Origin of the sequence: Paenibacillus anseongensis (assembly GCF_009757995.1) — a bacterium.
Classification (GTDB): domain Bacteria; phylum Bacillota; class Bacilli; order Paenibacillales; family NBRC-103111; genus Paenibacillus_E; species Paenibacillus_E chondroitinus.
Genome location: NZ_WSEM01000006.1, coordinates 295,135 through 311,271 on the forward strand (window position 1 = coordinate 295,135; position 16,137 = coordinate 311,271).

General features: G+C 45.9%; 16 protein-coding genes. 5 read left to right on the forward strand and 11 right to left on the reverse strand.

Features of this window, described 5'->3' with window-relative positions; genetic code table 11:
- The first annotated feature begins 308 nt into the window (after window positions 1–308).
- Genes GON05_RS07030 through GON05_RS07040 form a run of 3 tightly spaced genes read left to right on the forward strand, consistent with a single transcriptional unit; the run spans window position 309 to window position 2,748 of the window.
- Window positions 309–1,169: an ABC transporter permease gene (locus tag GON05_RS07030; RefSeq protein WP_157318449.1), complete on the forward strand. Its 861-nt coding sequence runs from the start codon at window positions 309–311 to the stop codon at window positions 1,167–1,169.
- Between the two features lie 20 nt (window positions 1,170–1,189).
- Window positions 1,190–2,326 (forward strand): ABC transporter permease, encoded by a 1,137-nt coding sequence (locus GON05_RS07035; protein WP_185157194.1) that lies wholly within the window; start codon window positions 1,190–1,192, stop codon window positions 2,324–2,326.
- Window positions 2,327–2,334: 8 nt separating this feature from the next.
- Window positions 2,335–2,748: a hypothetical protein gene (locus GON05_RS07040; protein ID WP_157318451.1), complete on the forward strand. Its 414-nt coding sequence runs from the start codon at window positions 2,335–2,337 to the stop codon at window positions 2,746–2,748.
- Window positions 2,749–3,267: 519 nt separating this feature from the next.
- On the opposite strand, the gene rlmH is transcribed toward GON05_RS07040, so the two are convergent.
- The 3 genes from rlmH to GON05_RS07055 are packed head-to-tail and all read right to left on the reverse strand — an operon-like array spanning window position 3,268 to window position 5,230.
- Entirely contained in the window at window positions 3,268–3,747 is a 480-nt protein-coding gene (gene rlmH, locus GON05_RS07045) for a 23S rRNA (pseudouridine(1915)-N(3))-methyltransferase RlmH (protein WP_127454027.1), read from the reverse strand.
- A gap of 58 nt (window positions 3,748–3,805) precedes the next feature.
- Complete coding sequence (locus GON05_RS07050; protein ID WP_127454029.1) at window positions 3,806–3,973, reverse strand: CxxH/CxxC protein; 168 nt, start codon at window positions 3,971–3,973, stop codon at window positions 3,806–3,808.
- Between the two features lie 33 nt (window positions 3,974–4,006).
- On the reverse strand, window positions 4,007–5,230 hold the full coding sequence (locus tag GON05_RS07055; protein ID WP_309492201.1) for a S1C family serine protease: 1,224 nt from the start codon (window positions 5,228–5,230) through the stop codon (window positions 4,007–4,009).
- A gap of 180 nt (window positions 5,231–5,410) precedes the next feature.
- On the opposite strand from GON05_RS07055, the gene GON05_RS07060 reads away from it, so the two are divergent.
- Window positions 5,411–5,620, forward strand: a complete 210-nt coding sequence (locus GON05_RS07060) for a hypothetical protein (protein ID WP_235959445.1) — start codon at window positions 5,411–5,413, stop codon at window positions 5,618–5,620.
- Here GON05_RS07060 and GON05_RS07065 read toward each other — a convergent pair.
- The 6 genes from GON05_RS07065 to GON05_RS07090 form a co-directional block, all read right to left on the reverse strand.
- On the reverse strand, window positions 5,589–6,389 hold the full coding sequence (locus tag GON05_RS07065) for an MBL fold metallo-hydrolase (protein ID WP_157318453.1): 801 nt from the start codon (window positions 6,387–6,389) through the stop codon (window positions 5,589–5,591). The genes GON05_RS07060 and GON05_RS07065 overlap by 32 nt on opposite strands.
- 75 nt (window positions 6,390–6,464) lie before the next feature.
- A complete protein-coding gene (yycI, locus tag GON05_RS07070) occupies window positions 6,465–7,289 on the reverse strand; it encodes a two-component system regulatory protein YycI (protein WP_157318454.1) in 825 nt (274 codons plus the stop codon).
- Window positions 7,290–7,329: 40 nt separating this feature from the next.
- Complete coding sequence (locus tag GON05_RS07075; RefSeq protein WP_157318455.1) at window positions 7,330–8,619, reverse strand: YycH family regulatory protein; 1,290 nt, start codon at window positions 8,617–8,619, stop codon at window positions 7,330–7,332.
- The gene (walK, locus tag GON05_RS07080; RefSeq protein WP_127454035.1) at window positions 8,616–10,448 is read right to left on the reverse strand and encodes a cell wall metabolism sensor histidine kinase WalK; all 1,833 of its coding nucleotides are present in this window, start codon (window positions 10,446–10,448) and stop codon (window positions 8,616–8,618) included. Before walK ends, GON05_RS07075 begins: the two co-directional genes overlap by 4 nt.
- Window positions 10,449–10,450: 2 nt before the next feature.
- The gene (yycF, locus tag GON05_RS07085; protein ID WP_157318456.1) at window positions 10,451–11,170 is read right to left on the reverse strand and encodes a response regulator YycF; all 720 of its coding nucleotides are present in this window, start codon (window positions 11,168–11,170) and stop codon (window positions 10,451–10,453) included.
- A 135-nt stretch (window positions 11,171–11,305) separates the two neighbouring features.
- Complete coding sequence (locus GON05_RS07090; RefSeq protein WP_157318457.1) at window positions 11,306–12,850, reverse strand: M23 family metallopeptidase; 1,545 nt, start codon at window positions 12,848–12,850, stop codon at window positions 11,306–11,308.
- A 311-nt stretch (window positions 12,851–13,161) separates the two neighbouring features.
- Between GON05_RS07090 and GON05_RS07095 the strand changes: the two genes are divergently transcribed.
- Window positions 13,162–13,425 (forward strand): hypothetical protein, encoded by a 264-nt coding sequence (locus tag GON05_RS07095; protein ID WP_157318458.1) that lies wholly within the window; start codon window positions 13,162–13,164, stop codon window positions 13,423–13,425.
- A 29-nt stretch (window positions 13,426–13,454) separates the two neighbouring features.
- Here the strand turns inward: GON05_RS07095 and GON05_RS07100 are convergent, their stop codons facing one another.
- Together GON05_RS07100 and GON05_RS07105 are read right to left on the reverse strand one after the other, a co-directional pair.
- Window positions 13,455–14,111 carry a hypothetical protein gene (locus GON05_RS07100; RefSeq protein ID WP_157318459.1) on the reverse strand — a complete coding sequence of 219 codons (657 nt, stop codon included), beginning with the start codon at window positions 14,109–14,111 and terminating at the stop codon, window positions 13,455–13,457.
- A gap of 142 nt (window positions 14,112–14,253) precedes the next feature.
- Complete coding sequence (locus GON05_RS07105; RefSeq protein ID WP_127454042.1) at window positions 14,254–15,540, reverse strand: adenylosuccinate synthase; 1,287 nt, start codon at window positions 15,538–15,540, stop codon at window positions 14,254–14,256.
- Between the last annotated feature and the right edge of the window lie 597 nt (window positions 15,541–16,137).

Consider the following 16,137-nt stretch of genomic DNA (forward strand, 5'->3'; position numbering starts at 1 on the left):
AGTTGTCTTTATAACTAGTAATACTAATAGGAGGAACCGTGAACGTATTTAATCGACTGTATCATCAGGTTAGAGCTTATCCATTTACTTTTTTCATACTTATCCTAAGCAGTACTTTGTCAATTGGCATCATAACAACAACGTTACACAATATCAACAAGACGGTAGAGATAGAAAACTACTTAAACCAGTTTCAAATCAATAATAAGATTTCATTCTCGTTGGAATTTCAAGACAAATTCGAGATTAAGGCAATCACTGACACATTTCGTCACATGAGTTCATCGAGTAATCTCTGGATTCAGAACATGACAGTGGAAACGGAAAAAGGGTTGATATCCCCCATGATTGAATATTGGAACTCGAATACATTTAATAAACTGCCCCTAGTAGAGGGCAATGCCATCCAGAAGAAATCATTGGAGCTGGGAAATAAGGTTTGTATGGTTGGCCAAGCATATATACCCTATCTAACTAACAGGGATGGTAAACGTTATATAAAACTAGACAATGAAAACTTTGAGGTAACAGGCATTATAGGAACCGAAAAGGGCAAATCGCCGTACCTTGAACATAGAATTGTAATACCTGTCACAAGCTTGACGCAACGAATGGAAACAAAGCTGCTGGCGCAAAAGAATGTTTCTGTTGTACTTTATGGAGACCCAGCACAGCTGCTTAAGGATTACGACATCATAAAAGGATATTCTTCTGAAGTATTTAAAATAAGTCAACCTGATTTTTCCTCATTAAAGGGAGTGACATCCAATTTCTCCTATTTAGGACATCTGGGAGATCAATTTACTTTTATTGTGATTGTCTATGTGCTGGCTCTTATTAATTCTATCAACATCACGATTTATTGGGTCAAGGAAAGAAGAGGAGAAATAGCAGTAAAAAAAGCTTTTGGTATTCAGAACATGACGATCGCTTTTTCATTTTATAGTGAGTTACTAGTGGTCTATATGCTGTCTGCCTTCTTGATTATTCTTGTGCAGCTAGGCATAAGCGGGTTCATCGGAGAATGGATTGGATATCCCTATCGTATTACAATGGCAGACCTTATTAATCATTCTGTACTTGTTTTTGTCACAACATTATTGGTCGTGATCCTTCCGATTGCTGCATCCAGAAATATTCAACCTGTTGAGTTAATGAGAAAGGTCTGATGGTAGTGCGAAATGTAATAATGGCATTGAAATCTTTGTGGGATAGAAAATGGGCTACTCTATTTATTTCGGTCCAGTTAATTGTATCGTTTTATTTGATATGCAATGGATTGATCCAGATTGCCATGCCCGAACTAGCAGGCACTACGATACAGAAGTATTCTACCTTAAATTTGAATCGAACCTTCACAGTAACCGTACCGGGGGCAACAAGTGAACAATGGTTTTCGGAGCGTTACAGTAAACTCAAAAAAGAGATTGATCAATTGGATAACGTGAACAGTCACGGTTCTTTTTCTACTGCTCAATTTTTTTTGCTAGATTTGAAAAATAGCGAAATATATGAAGCGAAAAATCGAGAGTTGTATAAAAACACATGGCTGAGAGGCGAAGAAAAGCTTTCCTATATGGTTTATTTAGATGAGTCCATGTTCCATAGTACGAAAATTGAATTGGATTCGGGAAACACCTTTTCAACAACGGATTTTACACTTGCATCCACGGAAACAATCCCAGTATGGGTTGGCTATCATTACAAAGATGTTCTTAGGATTGGGGATACGTTCTCCATAGCTTGGTTCGGTGAAAAATTGCAATATCGTGTTGTCGGCGTAATGGCCAAAGGGAGTAAGTGGCTCGATAAAAATGATTACATATCAGAGGGAACCAAGGACTTGGATGCTGCGATTGTTACTCCGTTTCTTGAGTACCAAAAGACGTCTTCCCCATTTATTATTACATCATTGCAAAGCAGCACATTTTTTCAATTGAAAGAATCCGGAGACATTTCCGTTATTAAAGATAGAATTAAAGAAGCAGCTGCCAAACTGGATCTGGCTACTCCTGTTGTAAGCACTGTTCAGGAAGAATTAGAAGCCTATAAGTCTAGTAATATTGAACTTATCAAATTAAATATGTACACAGGATTATTTTTTCTATTGACAACGTCCATTGGAATTATAACTTCTAATCTCTCCTCCATTCGTGCCAGGTTTTATGAATTCGGGGTAAGGAAAGTTTATGGTGAATCTATCATTAGTATAGGTAGTTCCATCCTATCTGAGGTGTCCATCCTAATTATGCTTAGTACTGTTCTGGGGGTGTTATGGAATTATTACACTAACAGGATATGGAGTATTGCTTACAATTACTACTAGTAGGCATAGTGATTTTTATTTTGTTGGGTGTATATGTATCTCAGAGTTTAGAAGGCAGTGTTGTGGAAAGTCAGGGAGGACGAACATTTATCAAGGCTGACTATAGCGAAAAATTCAAAGTAATAGAGGAAAAAATCTCGGTAGATCGGGCTTTTTTCTTTAATTTAACAACCAAATTTCTGATCGAACTACAATCCGGAAATTTGGAGATTGAAATTTGGAATCCCAGAGGGGAACGTGTATTTCATGATATTGCAACTAGCGAAAAAACTTACATGAATGAATATACGAGTGAGCCTCTGGAGGGAATCTGGAAAGTGAGGGTTATCATGAATCCTCAAACGGAAGGTAAGTATCAATACTTATTTCGCAGTACCACTGCTTCCTTGCTTAATGGGAATAAGGATGATTGGAATAAGTAAAGGTACTCACATAACATACCGAAAAATCAACTGGGACGAAAATCCTACTGTTTCTCACCATTAGCAAGATCACAATTTCGAAGGATAAGAAGATCGATAAAATAGAAATGATCTTCGACGCAATAACGGAACAACATTTTTTAAAAGTAGCCCCTTCTGCCGCACTAGCGGTGGAAGGGGCTTCCCTTTTGAAGGGAACGTCCATAGGCTCAGACGGGTGGGTTGATTACTGATGCTTAATGAGAAATATCGTCTTTTCTGGTGGAGCTGAAGCACGGTTTCTGTTCCCTACGTTCAGACCTAGTGTACATGGAATAAAGTAATGTGTTCCATAAAAATTGCTCTTCATGTCATTCCGATTTATGAATCATCTCATAAGCAAACCCCTGAATCTAACGCAAGTACAGAATGCTTAAATAATATCTCAAATCGGATAATCAATTCTCTAACTCCAAACCCCAACCCCCCCCTCTGGGGCGACTTCCGCGCCCAGCTAGCGGTTAATGCAAAAAAATCTCCTCACTTATGATAAGGTTCCCCCCGATTTATCCGCATAGCGCGATAAATCTGCTCCACCAGCACCAGCCGCATCAACTGGTGCGGCAGCGTCATGCGGCCAAAGCTCAGCCGCATATCCGCACGGCGCAGCAGCTCGCTAGAGAGCCCCAGCGAGCCGCCGATCACGAAGGCCACCTGGCTCCGCCCATAGGTGGCCAACTTATCGAGCGAGGCCGCCAGCTGCTCGCTCGACCACATCTCGCCGTCGATGGCCAGCGCCACGACGTACACATCCGGACGCAGCGCAGTCAACAGACGCGCGCCCTCACGATCGCGCACCTGCTGCTCCTCAGCGGCGCTCATGTTCTCCGGTGCCTTCTCATCCGGCACCTCAATCATCTGCACCTTGGCATAAGGCCCAAGGCGCTTGACGTACTCCGCAATCCCATCCACAAGATAGCGCTCCTTCAACTTCCCAACCGTTAAAATCTGTATCTGCATAAACGAATACTCCCTCTTTTAATCTATTCAAAAACAAAAAGGAAGGCCTAAGCCTTCCTCATACAACTAGAAATCGCGCCAACTCCTGGCAATGCTCACAATGGGAAGGAGGCTCCCAGTTCGCGAAGTGGGTTTTCAACAAATCCACAACGTCCGGCGCTTCCTCGTATTCATCGACAAACTCATCAATCGCGATTTCCACATGATCCTTACAAACTACGTGCATGCAACTACCTCTCATCCGCATTGTTTCTATATCTTATTTATCCGTTGCTTCCACTAACGTTACGACCGCATTCATCTTCTTGCCGCCGCGATAGAAAGTGACGTTCACTTTATCACCAATATGTTTCTCATTGTATAAATATTTACGCAGCGTGATCGTACTATCAATCTTCCGGTCGTCCAACAGCACGATAACATCCTGCGGTTTCAGACCTGCCTCTTTGGAAGGGCCAGATACTTCGAAGACGATAACTCCAGTTTTCACATCTGCAGGCAGCTTTAATACATCCGTCCCTTTAAAAGCTTGCAATTCCTGCGTCGAGACACCCATCAGCGGTCTTTTGACCTTGTGATCGGTGATTAGATTATCGATGATCGGCTTAGCACTATTAATAGGAATCGCGAAACCTAATCCCTCAACGCCGGTGTCCGCAATTTTCATCGAGTTAATCCCAATCACTTTACCGTCGATATTGACCAGCGGTCCGCCGCTGTTTCCTTGGTTGATTGCCGCATCCGTCTGGATGACATCCATCTCCCAGTCATAATCCGTACCCTCGCGGGACAAAGCAACCGGTATCGTTCGCTTCGGCGACGAGATGATGCCCTGTGTGACCGTGGGCGAGAAGCCAAGTCCTAGCGGATTACCGACAGCAATCGCCATTTCCCCTGCGCGAAGCGTCTCGGAATCGCCAAATTCCGCAAGGACCTTAATATCTTTGCCATCGGCTTCCAAAACGGCTAAATCCGTGATCCGGTCACGGCCGACCAGCGTAGCCTTTCGATGTTCACCTTGAAAATTGACGATTTCAAACTGGTTCCCATTTTCGACAACATGGCTATTGGTTACGATGCGCACCTTATCCCCATTCCGAGAAAAAATGACACCCGATCCAATCCCGATCCCACTCTCTTGGCCCTTATCATCCTTCTTGGAGGAGATCACGCTGACTACAGCCGGCTTAATCTTCTCCGTTGCCGCCACGACAGAGTCGTTGATGTTCATCGGACGCGTTTCTGCATTCGCAACTGCAGCCGGTATCGCTATCGCATCGGTTTGCGAATCCTTATGACCCAAACCGCTAACTAAGCCAACTAGCAAAAGCATCGATAAAGCCCCGCCTACACCTGCGATAAGGGCCACATTTCGTCTGCGTTCCGTAAAGCCTGTAAATCCTCCCGACCGTTTAGGACGCCACACAGGCTCTCGCTGCTTGGTTCTTTTGGTCGAATAAAAATCATCATCAAACAAACTCACAGGGTGTCCCTCCTTGCTGACAGGGGGCGGGTCATGCCGCTCTTGCCTCAGAATCTTATTTGCAAAAAATAGGAATGTTTCGTTCCGTTCTTGCCTACAATAATAGTAAACCAAATCTCTCAAGGAATTACTAGAGTTAACCGTAACTTTAAATTAGAAAACCAAAGGAGAATGCACATTATGAATCGAATTCCATCCCATATGGACGAAATCAATATGATCGGGAAGCTCGCAGATCTCAAGGACAGCCTCTACCACCAATCCCTCGTACTTTCATCTCTCATTCAAACACTGATTGATAAAGGCCTGATCACGCCGCAGGAAATACAGCTCAAATCCAAAGAAATCGACGCCGCGCTTACTCCGAATCCAATACATCCCATTTCGTAGAACGGTCAAAATACGTATCCATTAATCGTAACTGCTTAGACTCCGGGGCTCGCTCTTGTACTATGTTATTCACCGTTAGCCTGGCCAAATCCATTAAATTATGGTCACGGCTTAAATGGGCCATATAGACGGACTTCGTCTTATTCGTCATCACGTCACAAAGCGCTTCTCCCGCGGCTTCGTTGGATAAATGCCCCTTATCCCCGAGAATGCGGCGCTTAATGCTCCAAGGATAGTGCCCTACGCGCAGCATGTCTACGTCATGATTCGTCTCTAGCACCAGAGCATCTGAATTTACAATCTTCTCTTTCACTTTCTCGCTCATATAACCGAGATCCGTGACGACACTTACTTTTTGCTCCCCATCATAAAAGCAATAACCCACCGGTTCCGCCGCATCATGCGAAATCCCGAACGATTCCACACGCAGCGTACCGAATTCTTCGATGCTGCCGGTTTCCATAACCCGCTTATTCTCTTCCGCAATCACACCGATTTGGCGGTCCAATTCCACCCATGTCTTCTCATTCGCATAAATGGGCAAATCATACTTACGCGCCAGCGCGCCTAGACCCTTGATATGATCCGAATGCTCATGCGTGATCACAATGGCGTCAATGGTATTCGCGGCAAGCTCGCGTTCCTTCATCAACGCCTCCATCTTCTTCGCGCTGAAGCCCACATCGATAAGCACCTTGGTCTCCCCATTGTCGACGACCGTCGCATTCCCCGTCGAACCGCTCGACAGCACTGTAAACCTCATACCCATCCTACCCTGCTCCTCTATGCATTCATGTACACATGTTTTAGTTATTTATGTAAAACGCTACGCTACCACTCTACTCTACTTCTTATCCGGCTTGTTCTTATCATCGTTGTTATTTGTATTTCCCGGTTTGCTGCCTTCCGGTGTTCCAAATGGAATGGGATCCGACCCTTTTTGCGGAGACTCCACCGCGCCGTTGAATGCTTGCAGATAATAAATATCGTGATTATCGATTGTAATCCGCCAATGCGGGAACATCGGCTGTGTCTGGGAATTGTAAGGTTGTCCATGATACCCCAGTCTGACCTCTGTGATAACCGAACCTTCGCTTAAATAGTTGTCTACAAGGCTGCGCACCGCTAACTGAGCGGGAATCAGCTTTTGCTCCGTTTGTTCTACTCCTGATTCTACTTCAACGTAGGCTTGACGGTAACTGGTAATTTCTCCATTTTCCTCATTCAGCTCTACCGTCACATCAAAAAGCGGAAGCTTGCCATACAGCTGATTAAATACATAAGTACCATTCGTTCTTACCGCCGAATCCAGCTGATACAGGTTAAAATTCGGAATTTCCGACTGAGCCTGAACTTCTTTGCTTGCCCCTTTGCCGAGCAGCGCGCTCATGCTTAACGGCGTTTTCAGCATTTTCTTGTCCCCAGGCTTTATACTATCGTCATATTTCACCGTAATCACCTTCAGCTTCGTAACATCCGTCGGCAATTCATCGGCTAATCGAATATTTTTACTGTGGAGTGCGCGATTCAGCTCCTCGATCGTCCCTGACGTGTCTAGCGAGATTTCCGTCTGGTTGGAGCGATTGGTGGACCACAGCTGGAAGCCAAGAATCATATTGAGCAGCAAAAAGGAGCAAATCAGGATCGTTTTGGCCCTGCTCCAATTCATGGTCTCACCAACCTTTCCATAAAAATAGTGTTAATCAACCTTATTCGATGAAATCATACGTGCCATCTCGCAGCTCCAACGCCCATGCAGGAACCAACGTGAGGGTCTTTTCCGAAACAACCGGATGATACGCCGGAAAAATAGAGACGATACTGGACCGCCGCTGATAATACTGCAACCGTTCTTCTAACGCGTCACCGGATAATATTTCCCCATCTTTCCGCTGAGCTGTCTTCAGATCCGGAATAATCATGGACCGTTCGAATCCAGAGATGATTCCCTTCTGTACCTGCATTTTCAGAGAACCATAGCCCTCAGGTTGTGAGGTCACAATCGGCAAGGATTCATAATACTGACGGAACGTGAAGGCCTGATTGTCAAAAAGCTGCTTCTGTGGCGTCCGAGCCACCATATATTTACCGTCCCAACCAATATGTTGGTTGATGAATTTAATACCCGCAAGCAAGTTCTCAAGCACTTCACTTTTGCTCTCCACAGGAGCGACAGGGTCCGAGTAGGTCACCCACCGCAGGTCGCGATTAAGCTGAAAACCGCGTTTGCTGTCCGTGTAGATTTCCGAACCATCGCGCTCCTTGAGATAGCGGGTGATGCCCGGATCTACGAACAGGCTTTGCTTCAATTGATCCGCTGTAAGCAGGGTGTAATTGAAGGTATAACTCGGCAGCCTGAGCGGCTTGACCGGAAGATAGTAATCTCCGCTGTTCGTCGTCTTATACAGATTCGTAACATCACCGAAGGCCGCAAAATTCTCCACGTCTTTACTTGTAAAATCGGCCCCGATCACCTCATAGCCTACGCCTGGTGAATCCGTAAAGAAGAAAGCGCGAACATCTTCGTTATTGCCTTTCGAGTAAATCCATATCCGCGTCACTTTATCGTTATCCGCCGGCAGCTCGCCTTCAATCCGCAGCACCTGCTGTAAAATGGTGAACGGGATGCCGTCCCGGAACCGGATCTCGACACCTTGCTGTTTATTGCGAACATCTTCCCAGTTCACATTCACCAAATACATTGATGTCTTGCGGAAGCCCTTAAAGCTACGCTGCTTAATGTTATCAAGCAATCTTGTATAGTAATAATTCGTGGGATACAGCACGGAATGTTGTTGATTGCCCAAATGAACAATAATTTGATCAGGAAAAAGCATATCCTGCAGCTCTGCCTGCTTCCCAAGTGTCTCTGTCTGCACATAGTTGCTTTGTTGAATGGGCTCAATCTTAGGCGGGCTGTACGACGCCAGCAAAAAACTTTGATACAGCGAGGTACCAATCAGGATGACAAGCGCGATAGATTTTAAACTCTCAATCATAGCTCATCCTCCTCCTCTTGCTGAATCGGCAGCGTAAATACAACACGGGTCCCTTGTCCCAACTCGGATTCTAAACTAATCGTACCGCCATGCGCTTTGACTATTTCCCGGGCAATGGACAACCCAAGTCCTGTACCGCCCATATTCCGTGAGCGCGCTTTGTCAACACGATAGAAGCGGTCAAAGATACGGGTCAAATCCTTTTTCGGAATCCCAATCCCATTATCCTGAACGGAAATCTCCAGCATATCCTTCTCGATCTTCCGAGCCTCCAGCCGGATTGCGCCTTCATCGCCCGTATACTTAATGGCATTGGACACCAGGTTATCGAGAACCTGATCTATTTTGTCACGGTCAAGCAGCAGGCCGGTTACGCCTTTCTCGACCCGAATCACAATCTCAATCTTGCGCTGCTGCAGCTGAAAAGAGAACCGATCAGCCACTTCCTCCAGCATTTCGCTCACAAGTGTTGTGGACTTGCTCATCATCGATTGCTTGGAATCCAGCCTCGATAAGTGTAAAAGATCCGTCACCAAGCGGATCATCCGCTCTGTCTCACTGCGTGTCACGCTGATAAAGCGAGAGGCCAGCTGTGGTTCCTCGATGGCGCCGTCATCCAGCGCTTCCAGATAGCTCTTGATCGTCGTCAGCGGCGTGCGCAGCTCATGCGACACGTTCGCGACGAACTCGCGTCTGGCTTGCTCCAGCTTCTCCTGATCCGTCACATCCTGCAGCACCGCAATAATCCCGCTCTGGCCTTCTCCCCGGCGATGAATCGGTGTGAACGTAATCCTTACGGACAGCTGCTCATCATCATCCGGCAGTTCAATATTGAGAAGCGTCGTGCGCACCTCGCCCTGAAGCAGCCCCTGAATCGTCTCGTCCGGAATCCCGAGCACCTTGGAGATATCGAGCCCGATTGTCGTGTCTTCTTCCGCCTGCAGAATTTGCTTCGCCCTGCGGTTCAGAACGATGACATGGCCTTTATCATCCGTTGCAATGACCCCGTCGTTCATATTCGTCAAGATGGAGGCCAGCTTCTCCTTCTCCTCTTCATTGAGGGACAGGGCTTCCCTGAGCCGATTCATCATGAAATTAAACGTATGACCCAGCTGGCCGATCTCGTCGGTACCTTGAATAATGACCTGTTGATCAAAATTCCCCTCCGCAACCGCTGTCGCCTGTTTCGTAATCTCTTTGATCGGATTCGTAATCGTACTGGTGAGGATAACACCAAGAATAGCCGTTAATCCTAACGCAATCAGTGTACCCGAGATCAGGATACGGTTAATCGACCGGATCGTCTTATAGACATCCTCCATGGACGCAATCAGATAGACAGCGCCCAAAACTCGCGCACCGCTGCCCACAGGCTTAGCGATAATGACCTTCCGATAACCATCTTCATCAGTAAAGATCCGCTGGTTGTCCTTGATCCCTTGCAGCGCTCGAATGACTTCTGGCTGCGTATTTTTTTGCTTTAAATGATTGGGGACCGACGTGCTAATGACGTTCCCGTTGGCATCTATAATTTGAATTTCAGCATTATTAATCGAAAATAAATTGCTAACGAACTCGTTCAAATCCGCGTACGTTTTCTTGCCTTCGGCAGCGTTCTTGCTGTCCTGATCTCCTGTGAGGTAAGACCCCACGAAACCCGCCAGCAGCGTAACCTGGCTATTGCGCGAGACCAAGAAGTCGTTCTTGAAATACGTCTCCACCGTTTTGTAGAAATACACCCCGATCAGCTGCATCGCAATCAAAATAAGCAGGACATACACAATAATCAGCTTCGCTTGGATCGATTGAAAGAAGCGGATGCCCTTCATGCTCAGAAGCCTCCGGCTTTAGGGCTGCGCATTAAATAGCCAAGCCCCCTGCGCGTCATGATGTACTCCGGACGGCTTGGGTCCGTCTCCAGCTTCTCGCGCAGCCGGCGTATCGTCACATCGACGGTGCGCACGTCGCCGAAATACTCAAACCCCCACACCGCTTGCAGCAGGTGCTCGCGCGTCATCACTTTGCCCGAGTTTTTGGCCAAATATTGAATCAACTCGAATTCGCGATGCGTCAAATCGAGCGGAACCCCATCTTTATACACCATGTACATGTCGTTATCGATGAATAAAGCGTGAATTCGCATCCCGTTACGCTGCGTATCCGACTCCGTCGGAGCTGACTGCACTTTCGTCTGGCGGCGTAAATGCGCCTTGACTCGGGCCAGCAGCTCTCTTGTGCCGAATGGCTTGGTGACATAGTCGTCCGCGCCCATCTCCAGACCAAGAACTTTATCCAACTCGGTATCTTTGGCTGTTAACATAATAATCGGTGTGTTCAGCTTCGAGCGCACCTCTCGGCACACATCCATCCCATCCTTCACGGGAAGCATGAGATCCAGCAATATAAGATCGGGCTGCTCGGAGAACGCAAGCTCTACAGCGCTTCCGCCATCATAGGCGCAGACCACCTGATAGCCCTCTTTTTCCAAATTAAATTTCAAAATATCTGCAATCGGTTGTTCGTCATCCACCACGAGAATTTTCCCAAACAAACCTACCACCGCCTACTCCAGGATAAACTGCGAAGTCGTCCTATTCCTTGCATACTACCCTTTATTTTATCATATATTCAACTAAAAAGAGACAAGGCCCCCGAGTTGTCCGGTTTGACCTTGCCTCTATGTAAATTAACGATTTAAATACTTCAATGGATTCTCCAAGCTGCCGCTTTTGTGCACTTCAAAATGCAAGTGAACGCCTGTGGAATCGCCTGTGCTTCCCATAATACCGATGGCATCGCCTTTCTCAACGATAGAACCCTCGGTAGCAATAATTTTGCTCATGTGGCCATACAGCGTCTCGTAACCATTCAAATGATTAATAATCACATAATTGCCGTAATCTGATTTATATCCTGTTTCGGTTACTTTCCCATTGTCGGCTGCCATGATGTTTTTATTACCCGTAATATCGATTCCCTTGTGAAGCTTGCCCCAACGCACGCCGAACGTACTGGAGATACTCGGGGAAATAACAGGCCATGCGAATTTTCCTGTGCCTTCGCCTTTCACGACCTTGGTCCCTTTTTTCACCTTCGCCGTGACAGGTTGATCAATAATTTCTTCGTCCACGAGCTGCTCGTTGGTCATTAACCCATCGACCTTCGTCACTTGGATCGTCACCTTCTTCAACCCGTTTTTGCCGGGTGAAATCGGTTGAACGACGCCTACGCGCTGCGAATCATCTTTTACATATTCCGTATCGTATTGAATCTCTTGATTCTTCACAATCTTTTCTGTCGTTTTGACGGACAGCTTAGGCTTAAGCACCGTAACTTCCAGCTGATTGCCAATCTTCAGCTTGTCATCCTGAAGGCCAGGATTTTTATCATAGATGAATTGCTTCGTAACGCCTAATTTCTTCGCGATGCAGGAGACGCAGTCTCCCTCAACTACCGTATATTTCGCAGGCGTCACATCGCCAGTCGTCAACTTCTTCACAACATCTTCCGGTTTAGCCAAATCTTCCGGCTCAATCGGCACTTCGACTGTATCGACTTTTTGAACAAATTCCACTTTCTCCAGCTCTGACGGCGCAGTGGAAATATCCTCGCCCTGGCTTGCTGATAGGGCAGAGACCTTAGCTGTTTCCTTGGCTTTTGGTGTAAAAGGCGCACTGACTTGTTCCAAGATCTGATCAGCTGTCTGCTGATCCTTCACAATTGCGATGGTATTTCCATCTACCTTCAATTCGACCCCGACCGGTTGGGGCACTAATGCCTTATTAAGCGTGGCGATTACAGCTGAATCTTCCGTAACCGGATTGTAAGCCTTTTCAGGCGTGTAGGTGACACCGTTTGTCTTAAGAACGACATGAACATCTGGGAAATTCTTTTGCACTTCTTCTGGTCTTTGTTGCTTATATTCATCAATCAATTTATTATCACTCACGACACCGACTTCTTTGCCGTTGAGCATAACGTGATATACATTTACCATATTCGCTTGCACATACTGATGACCTGCAAACGTAATAGCCCCTGTTAGCGCTACCGCACCAACTCCCAGAACTAGAGACCATTTATGTCGTTTGATTACCGTTAGCGTCGTAGTTGTCGATACTTCTTCCAGCTGCTTGTCTGATATTGATTCATTTCCGGTCAAGCTTTCTCGCTTCGGCGTGAATCTCTTGATGAGATCCTGAACAAAGCGCATACCCCTGAAACCTGTCATGATCTTCTCCCTTTGAACGGTTTTGCATCCATGAAGTAATTATTCAAATACATCCTAATGATTAATTACTCCAAAATACATAAATAAACCTTAATTAGACATAATATCCGTGAAGATATCTACCTTTTGTTAAATTTAACACACTTTCTCTGCTTATTTCAACAAAATACTCGATCTCCATGTGATAGATTCGTGTCCACCGCCAAAAGAAGCCGTTAAAGTTTCATTTTTTTGTACATAAATCCAATAGATTTACACCCAATTACGAGAAATGACGAATTTGAGTGAAAATTTGAAAGGGGAGCTTATGCATGGAAATTAATTTGGAAGCTACGTTCACAGATCGGTCTACAATGGAGAAAACAGCTGAAGTCCTTAGATCTCAAGGTGTGCTGGATATCAAGTTTAATTATGGCGGTGAGCCACATACGGACGACTATGCCGGCGGTTTAATGCAATCGGTTGATAGCTTTTCGGCAGCTGAACCCTCTTACGCGCTCATCGTTTGTGTAGAGAAATCGCGCTACCGTCAAGCGGAGGACACGATTATGAAATTCGGCGGACAGCTCCATTAGGGCTAATCCAAGATCTCGAATAAGGAAAGCTAGTATTTATTCAGGATAGCTGTTAACTGTTGAAGTTCCGTCTCGTTCAAATATTTTTTGAGCGTGTCATTGACCTGCTTAAGCTCATCCGTTGTAATTCCGTCCTCAAGCAAAGCGGACAGATGCTGCACCTCATTTTGCGGCAGCTTAGCAACAACAAGAGAAAATATTTTCATCTTATCATCACTGGATAACGCTTCTTTCTTCTTAGCGAAATCCTCGGTCGACATGACAAGTTCCTTCTTCTGCTCGTTTGCATCACTTACTCGCCCCATGACGGCTACGGCATCATCATCCTTCACTCCTTGGGAAGCTGCTTCACCAGATGTTCCTGCGTCCGAATGTAAGGGATCACTCGAATTGGAACCAGGTACGCTTCCAGACGGGCTGGGACTAGGACTAGGCGTAGCTGCCGGCGGTGTTTCCACCGGGGTAGCTTGCTTCCCCCCGTCTCTACGCATAACTATATTCAAGTCTTCCGCTAATCTTGCCGTAAAATCACTAAATTGAATCTTTTTACCCAAAGCCGGTATCTGATATTGTCGAAATATATCCTCTACATACATGTTAACGACATACCATGTCGTAAACATTGTGATTGTTGTAATAAGTACACTACTTATGACGATTTTGCCCAGCCACGTTAATACTTTCATTCTCTCTATCACTCCTGCCGCTTAAATCTGTTCCCTCCTTCCCAGTATTGACGAAATCGTGCCCATTAAATCCCATTAGGCAAAAAAGAAATCCTCTAAGCTGCTGATGCGCCTAGAGGATTTTGTATTTATCTCGATTGAATTATGCGTAGATTGGACGAACCAAATTCGTTTGCTCACGGTTACGGCCTACGGAGAAAATCGCGATTGGAATGCCTGTCAGCTGAGAAACACGCTCAACGTAATGTCTTGCATTCTCAGGCAGGTCACTCAGTGTACGCGCACCAGATACATCTTCTGTCCAGCCCGGAAGCTCTTCGTAGACAGCTTCACACTCTGAGATGGCTTTCAAGCTAGCCGGGTAGTGCTCGATAAGCTCACCGCGGTACATGTAGCCTGTGCAAATTTTAACCGTTTCAAGCCCTGTCAGAACGTCGATGGAGTTCAAAGACAGGCCTGTGATGCCGCTAACGCGTCTTGCGTGACGGACAACAACGCTGTCGAACCAGCCAACACGGCGCGGACGGCCTGTTACTGTGCCGTATTCGAAGCCTTTTTCACGGATCCAAGCGCCAATTTCGTTGTCGAGTTCCGTCGGGAACGGACCGTCGCCGACACGAGTTGTGTACGCTTTTGCTACGCCGATGATGTTGTGGATCTTCGTTGGACCTACACCGGATCCGATACATACGCCACCAGCCGTTGGGTTGGAGGAAGTTACGTATGGGTATGTGCCTTGGTCAATATCCAACATAACGCCTTGTGCGCCTTCGAACAGAACTCTGCGTCCTTGATCGATGTACTCATTCAGAACGACAGAAGTGTCCGTTACATAAGGACGAATGATTTCTGCGTACTCAAGATACTGCTTAAGAATCGGCTCTACATCTAGTCCTGTGGAACCGTATACTTGCTCGATCAATACGTTTTTCTCTGCAATAATGCGTCTTAGTTTCAATTCAAACTCTTCCGCATCCATTAGATCCGCAATACGAATCCCGTTGCGTGCTGCTTTATCCATATAACAAGGTCCGATCCCTTTGCGGGTCGTGCCAATTTTGCTATCGCCTTTACGATCTTCTTCCAGACCGTCAAGCACCAGATGGTACGGCATGATCACATGCGCGCGGTCACTGATGTTTAAATTTTTTGTCGAAAAACCATTATCATGAATGTAATTAATTTCTTCAATGAGTGCTGCGGGATTAATAACCATACCGTTCCCGATAACACATGCTTTGTCTTGGTAAAAAATACCGGAAGGAATCATCGTCAGCTTATACTTCTTCCCGCTGATAATAATCGTATGGCCTGCGTTGTTACCACCTTGGTAACGAGCTACAACCTCAGCAGATTCCGCTAAGAAATCCGTGATTTTCCCTTTTCCTTCATCTCCCCATTGCGTTCCGACAACAACAACCGTTGACATATGCACTTACCTCCGTACGGTGACGAGTCACCCATAATGAGCCGTTATGGCTTTCGTATCACTGAAAAACATGGACTTCATTAAAGCACTAAAGTGTTCAGCGTCCACTACTCACCGAAGGAACCAGGTCTCCTCGGCAGTAATCTGCAGGAAGGGCACCTACCTTTCGGCATGAAAAACGACCTTAACTCGAAGCTGCCCTGCTTAGATCTGATCATGCAGGCAGACGAACAAGGTTTTTTTCACCGTCTTTAGTGTAGCAGTCCCCCTACGCAAAGTCAATGAAAAACGAACAATAATAAGTGCTCCTGTATAATCGTTCGGATATTGGTCATACTATGAAGTTGCGTTCGACTTGCCCCATAAAGATAAACGACTTCGTCGTTTCCATGTGAAACCATACGTTGGGAACTACAGGCCGTTATTTCTCCTGAATTCGACCCATCCAGAAGTTTAGTGGAACTACGATCCTCTATCTCTGCAACTTTAGCTCACATGTAGGCATTTATGGACAGATAAGACCTTCCAGTTCCCCTCCCTGTTAAGCCCCCTAATTGAATTGGAGAGTACCTAGGGAAATGAGGTACTATTAAATAA

Coding starts and splice junctions, on each gene's coding strand:
- GON05_RS07030 (WP_157318449.1), top strand. CDS start 309: ATGACAGTGGAAACGGAAAAAGGGTTGATATCCCCCATGATTGAATAT.
- GON05_RS07035 (WP_185157194.1), top strand. CDS start 1,190: ATGGCATTGAAATCTTTGTGGGATAGAAAATGGGCTACTCTATTTATT.
- rlmH (WP_127454027.1), bottom strand. CDS start 3,747: ATGCAGATACAGATTTTAACGGTTGGGAAGTTGAAGGAGCGCTATCTT.
- GON05_RS07050 (WP_127454029.1), bottom strand. CDS start 3,973: ATGCACGTAGTTTGTAAGGATCATGTGGAAATCGCGATTGATGAGTTT.
- GON05_RS07060 (WP_235959445.1), top strand. CDS start 5,411: ATGAATCGAATTCCATCCCATATGGACGAAATCAATATGATCGGGAAG.
- GON05_RS07065 (WP_157318453.1), bottom strand. CDS start 6,389: ATGGGTATGAGGTTTACAGTGCTGTCGAGCGGTTCGACGGGGAATGCG.
- yycI (WP_157318454.1), bottom strand. CDS start 7,289: ATGAATTGGAGCAGGGCCAAAACGATCCTGATTTGCTCCTTTTTGCTG.
- GON05_RS07075 (WP_157318455.1), bottom strand. CDS start 8,619: ATGATTGAGAGTTTAAAATCTATCGCGCTTGTCATCCTGATTGGTACC.
- walK (WP_127454035.1), bottom strand. CDS start 10,448: ATGAAGGGCATCCGCTTCTTTCAATCGATCCAAGCGAAGCTGATTATT.
- GON05_RS07090 (WP_157318457.1), bottom strand. CDS start 12,850: ATGACAGGTTTCAGGGGTATGCGCTTTGTTCAGGATCTCATCAAGAGA.
- GON05_RS07095 (WP_157318458.1), top strand. CDS start 13,162: ATGGAAATTAATTTGGAAGCTACGTTCACAGATCGGTCTACAATGGAG.
- GON05_RS07100 (WP_157318459.1), bottom strand. CDS start 14,111: ATGAAAGTATTAACGTGGCTGGGCAAAATCGTCATAAGTAGTGTACTT.
- GON05_RS07105 (WP_127454042.1), bottom strand. CDS start 15,540: ATGTCAACGGTTGTTGTTGTCGGAACGCAATGGGGAGATGAAGGAAAA.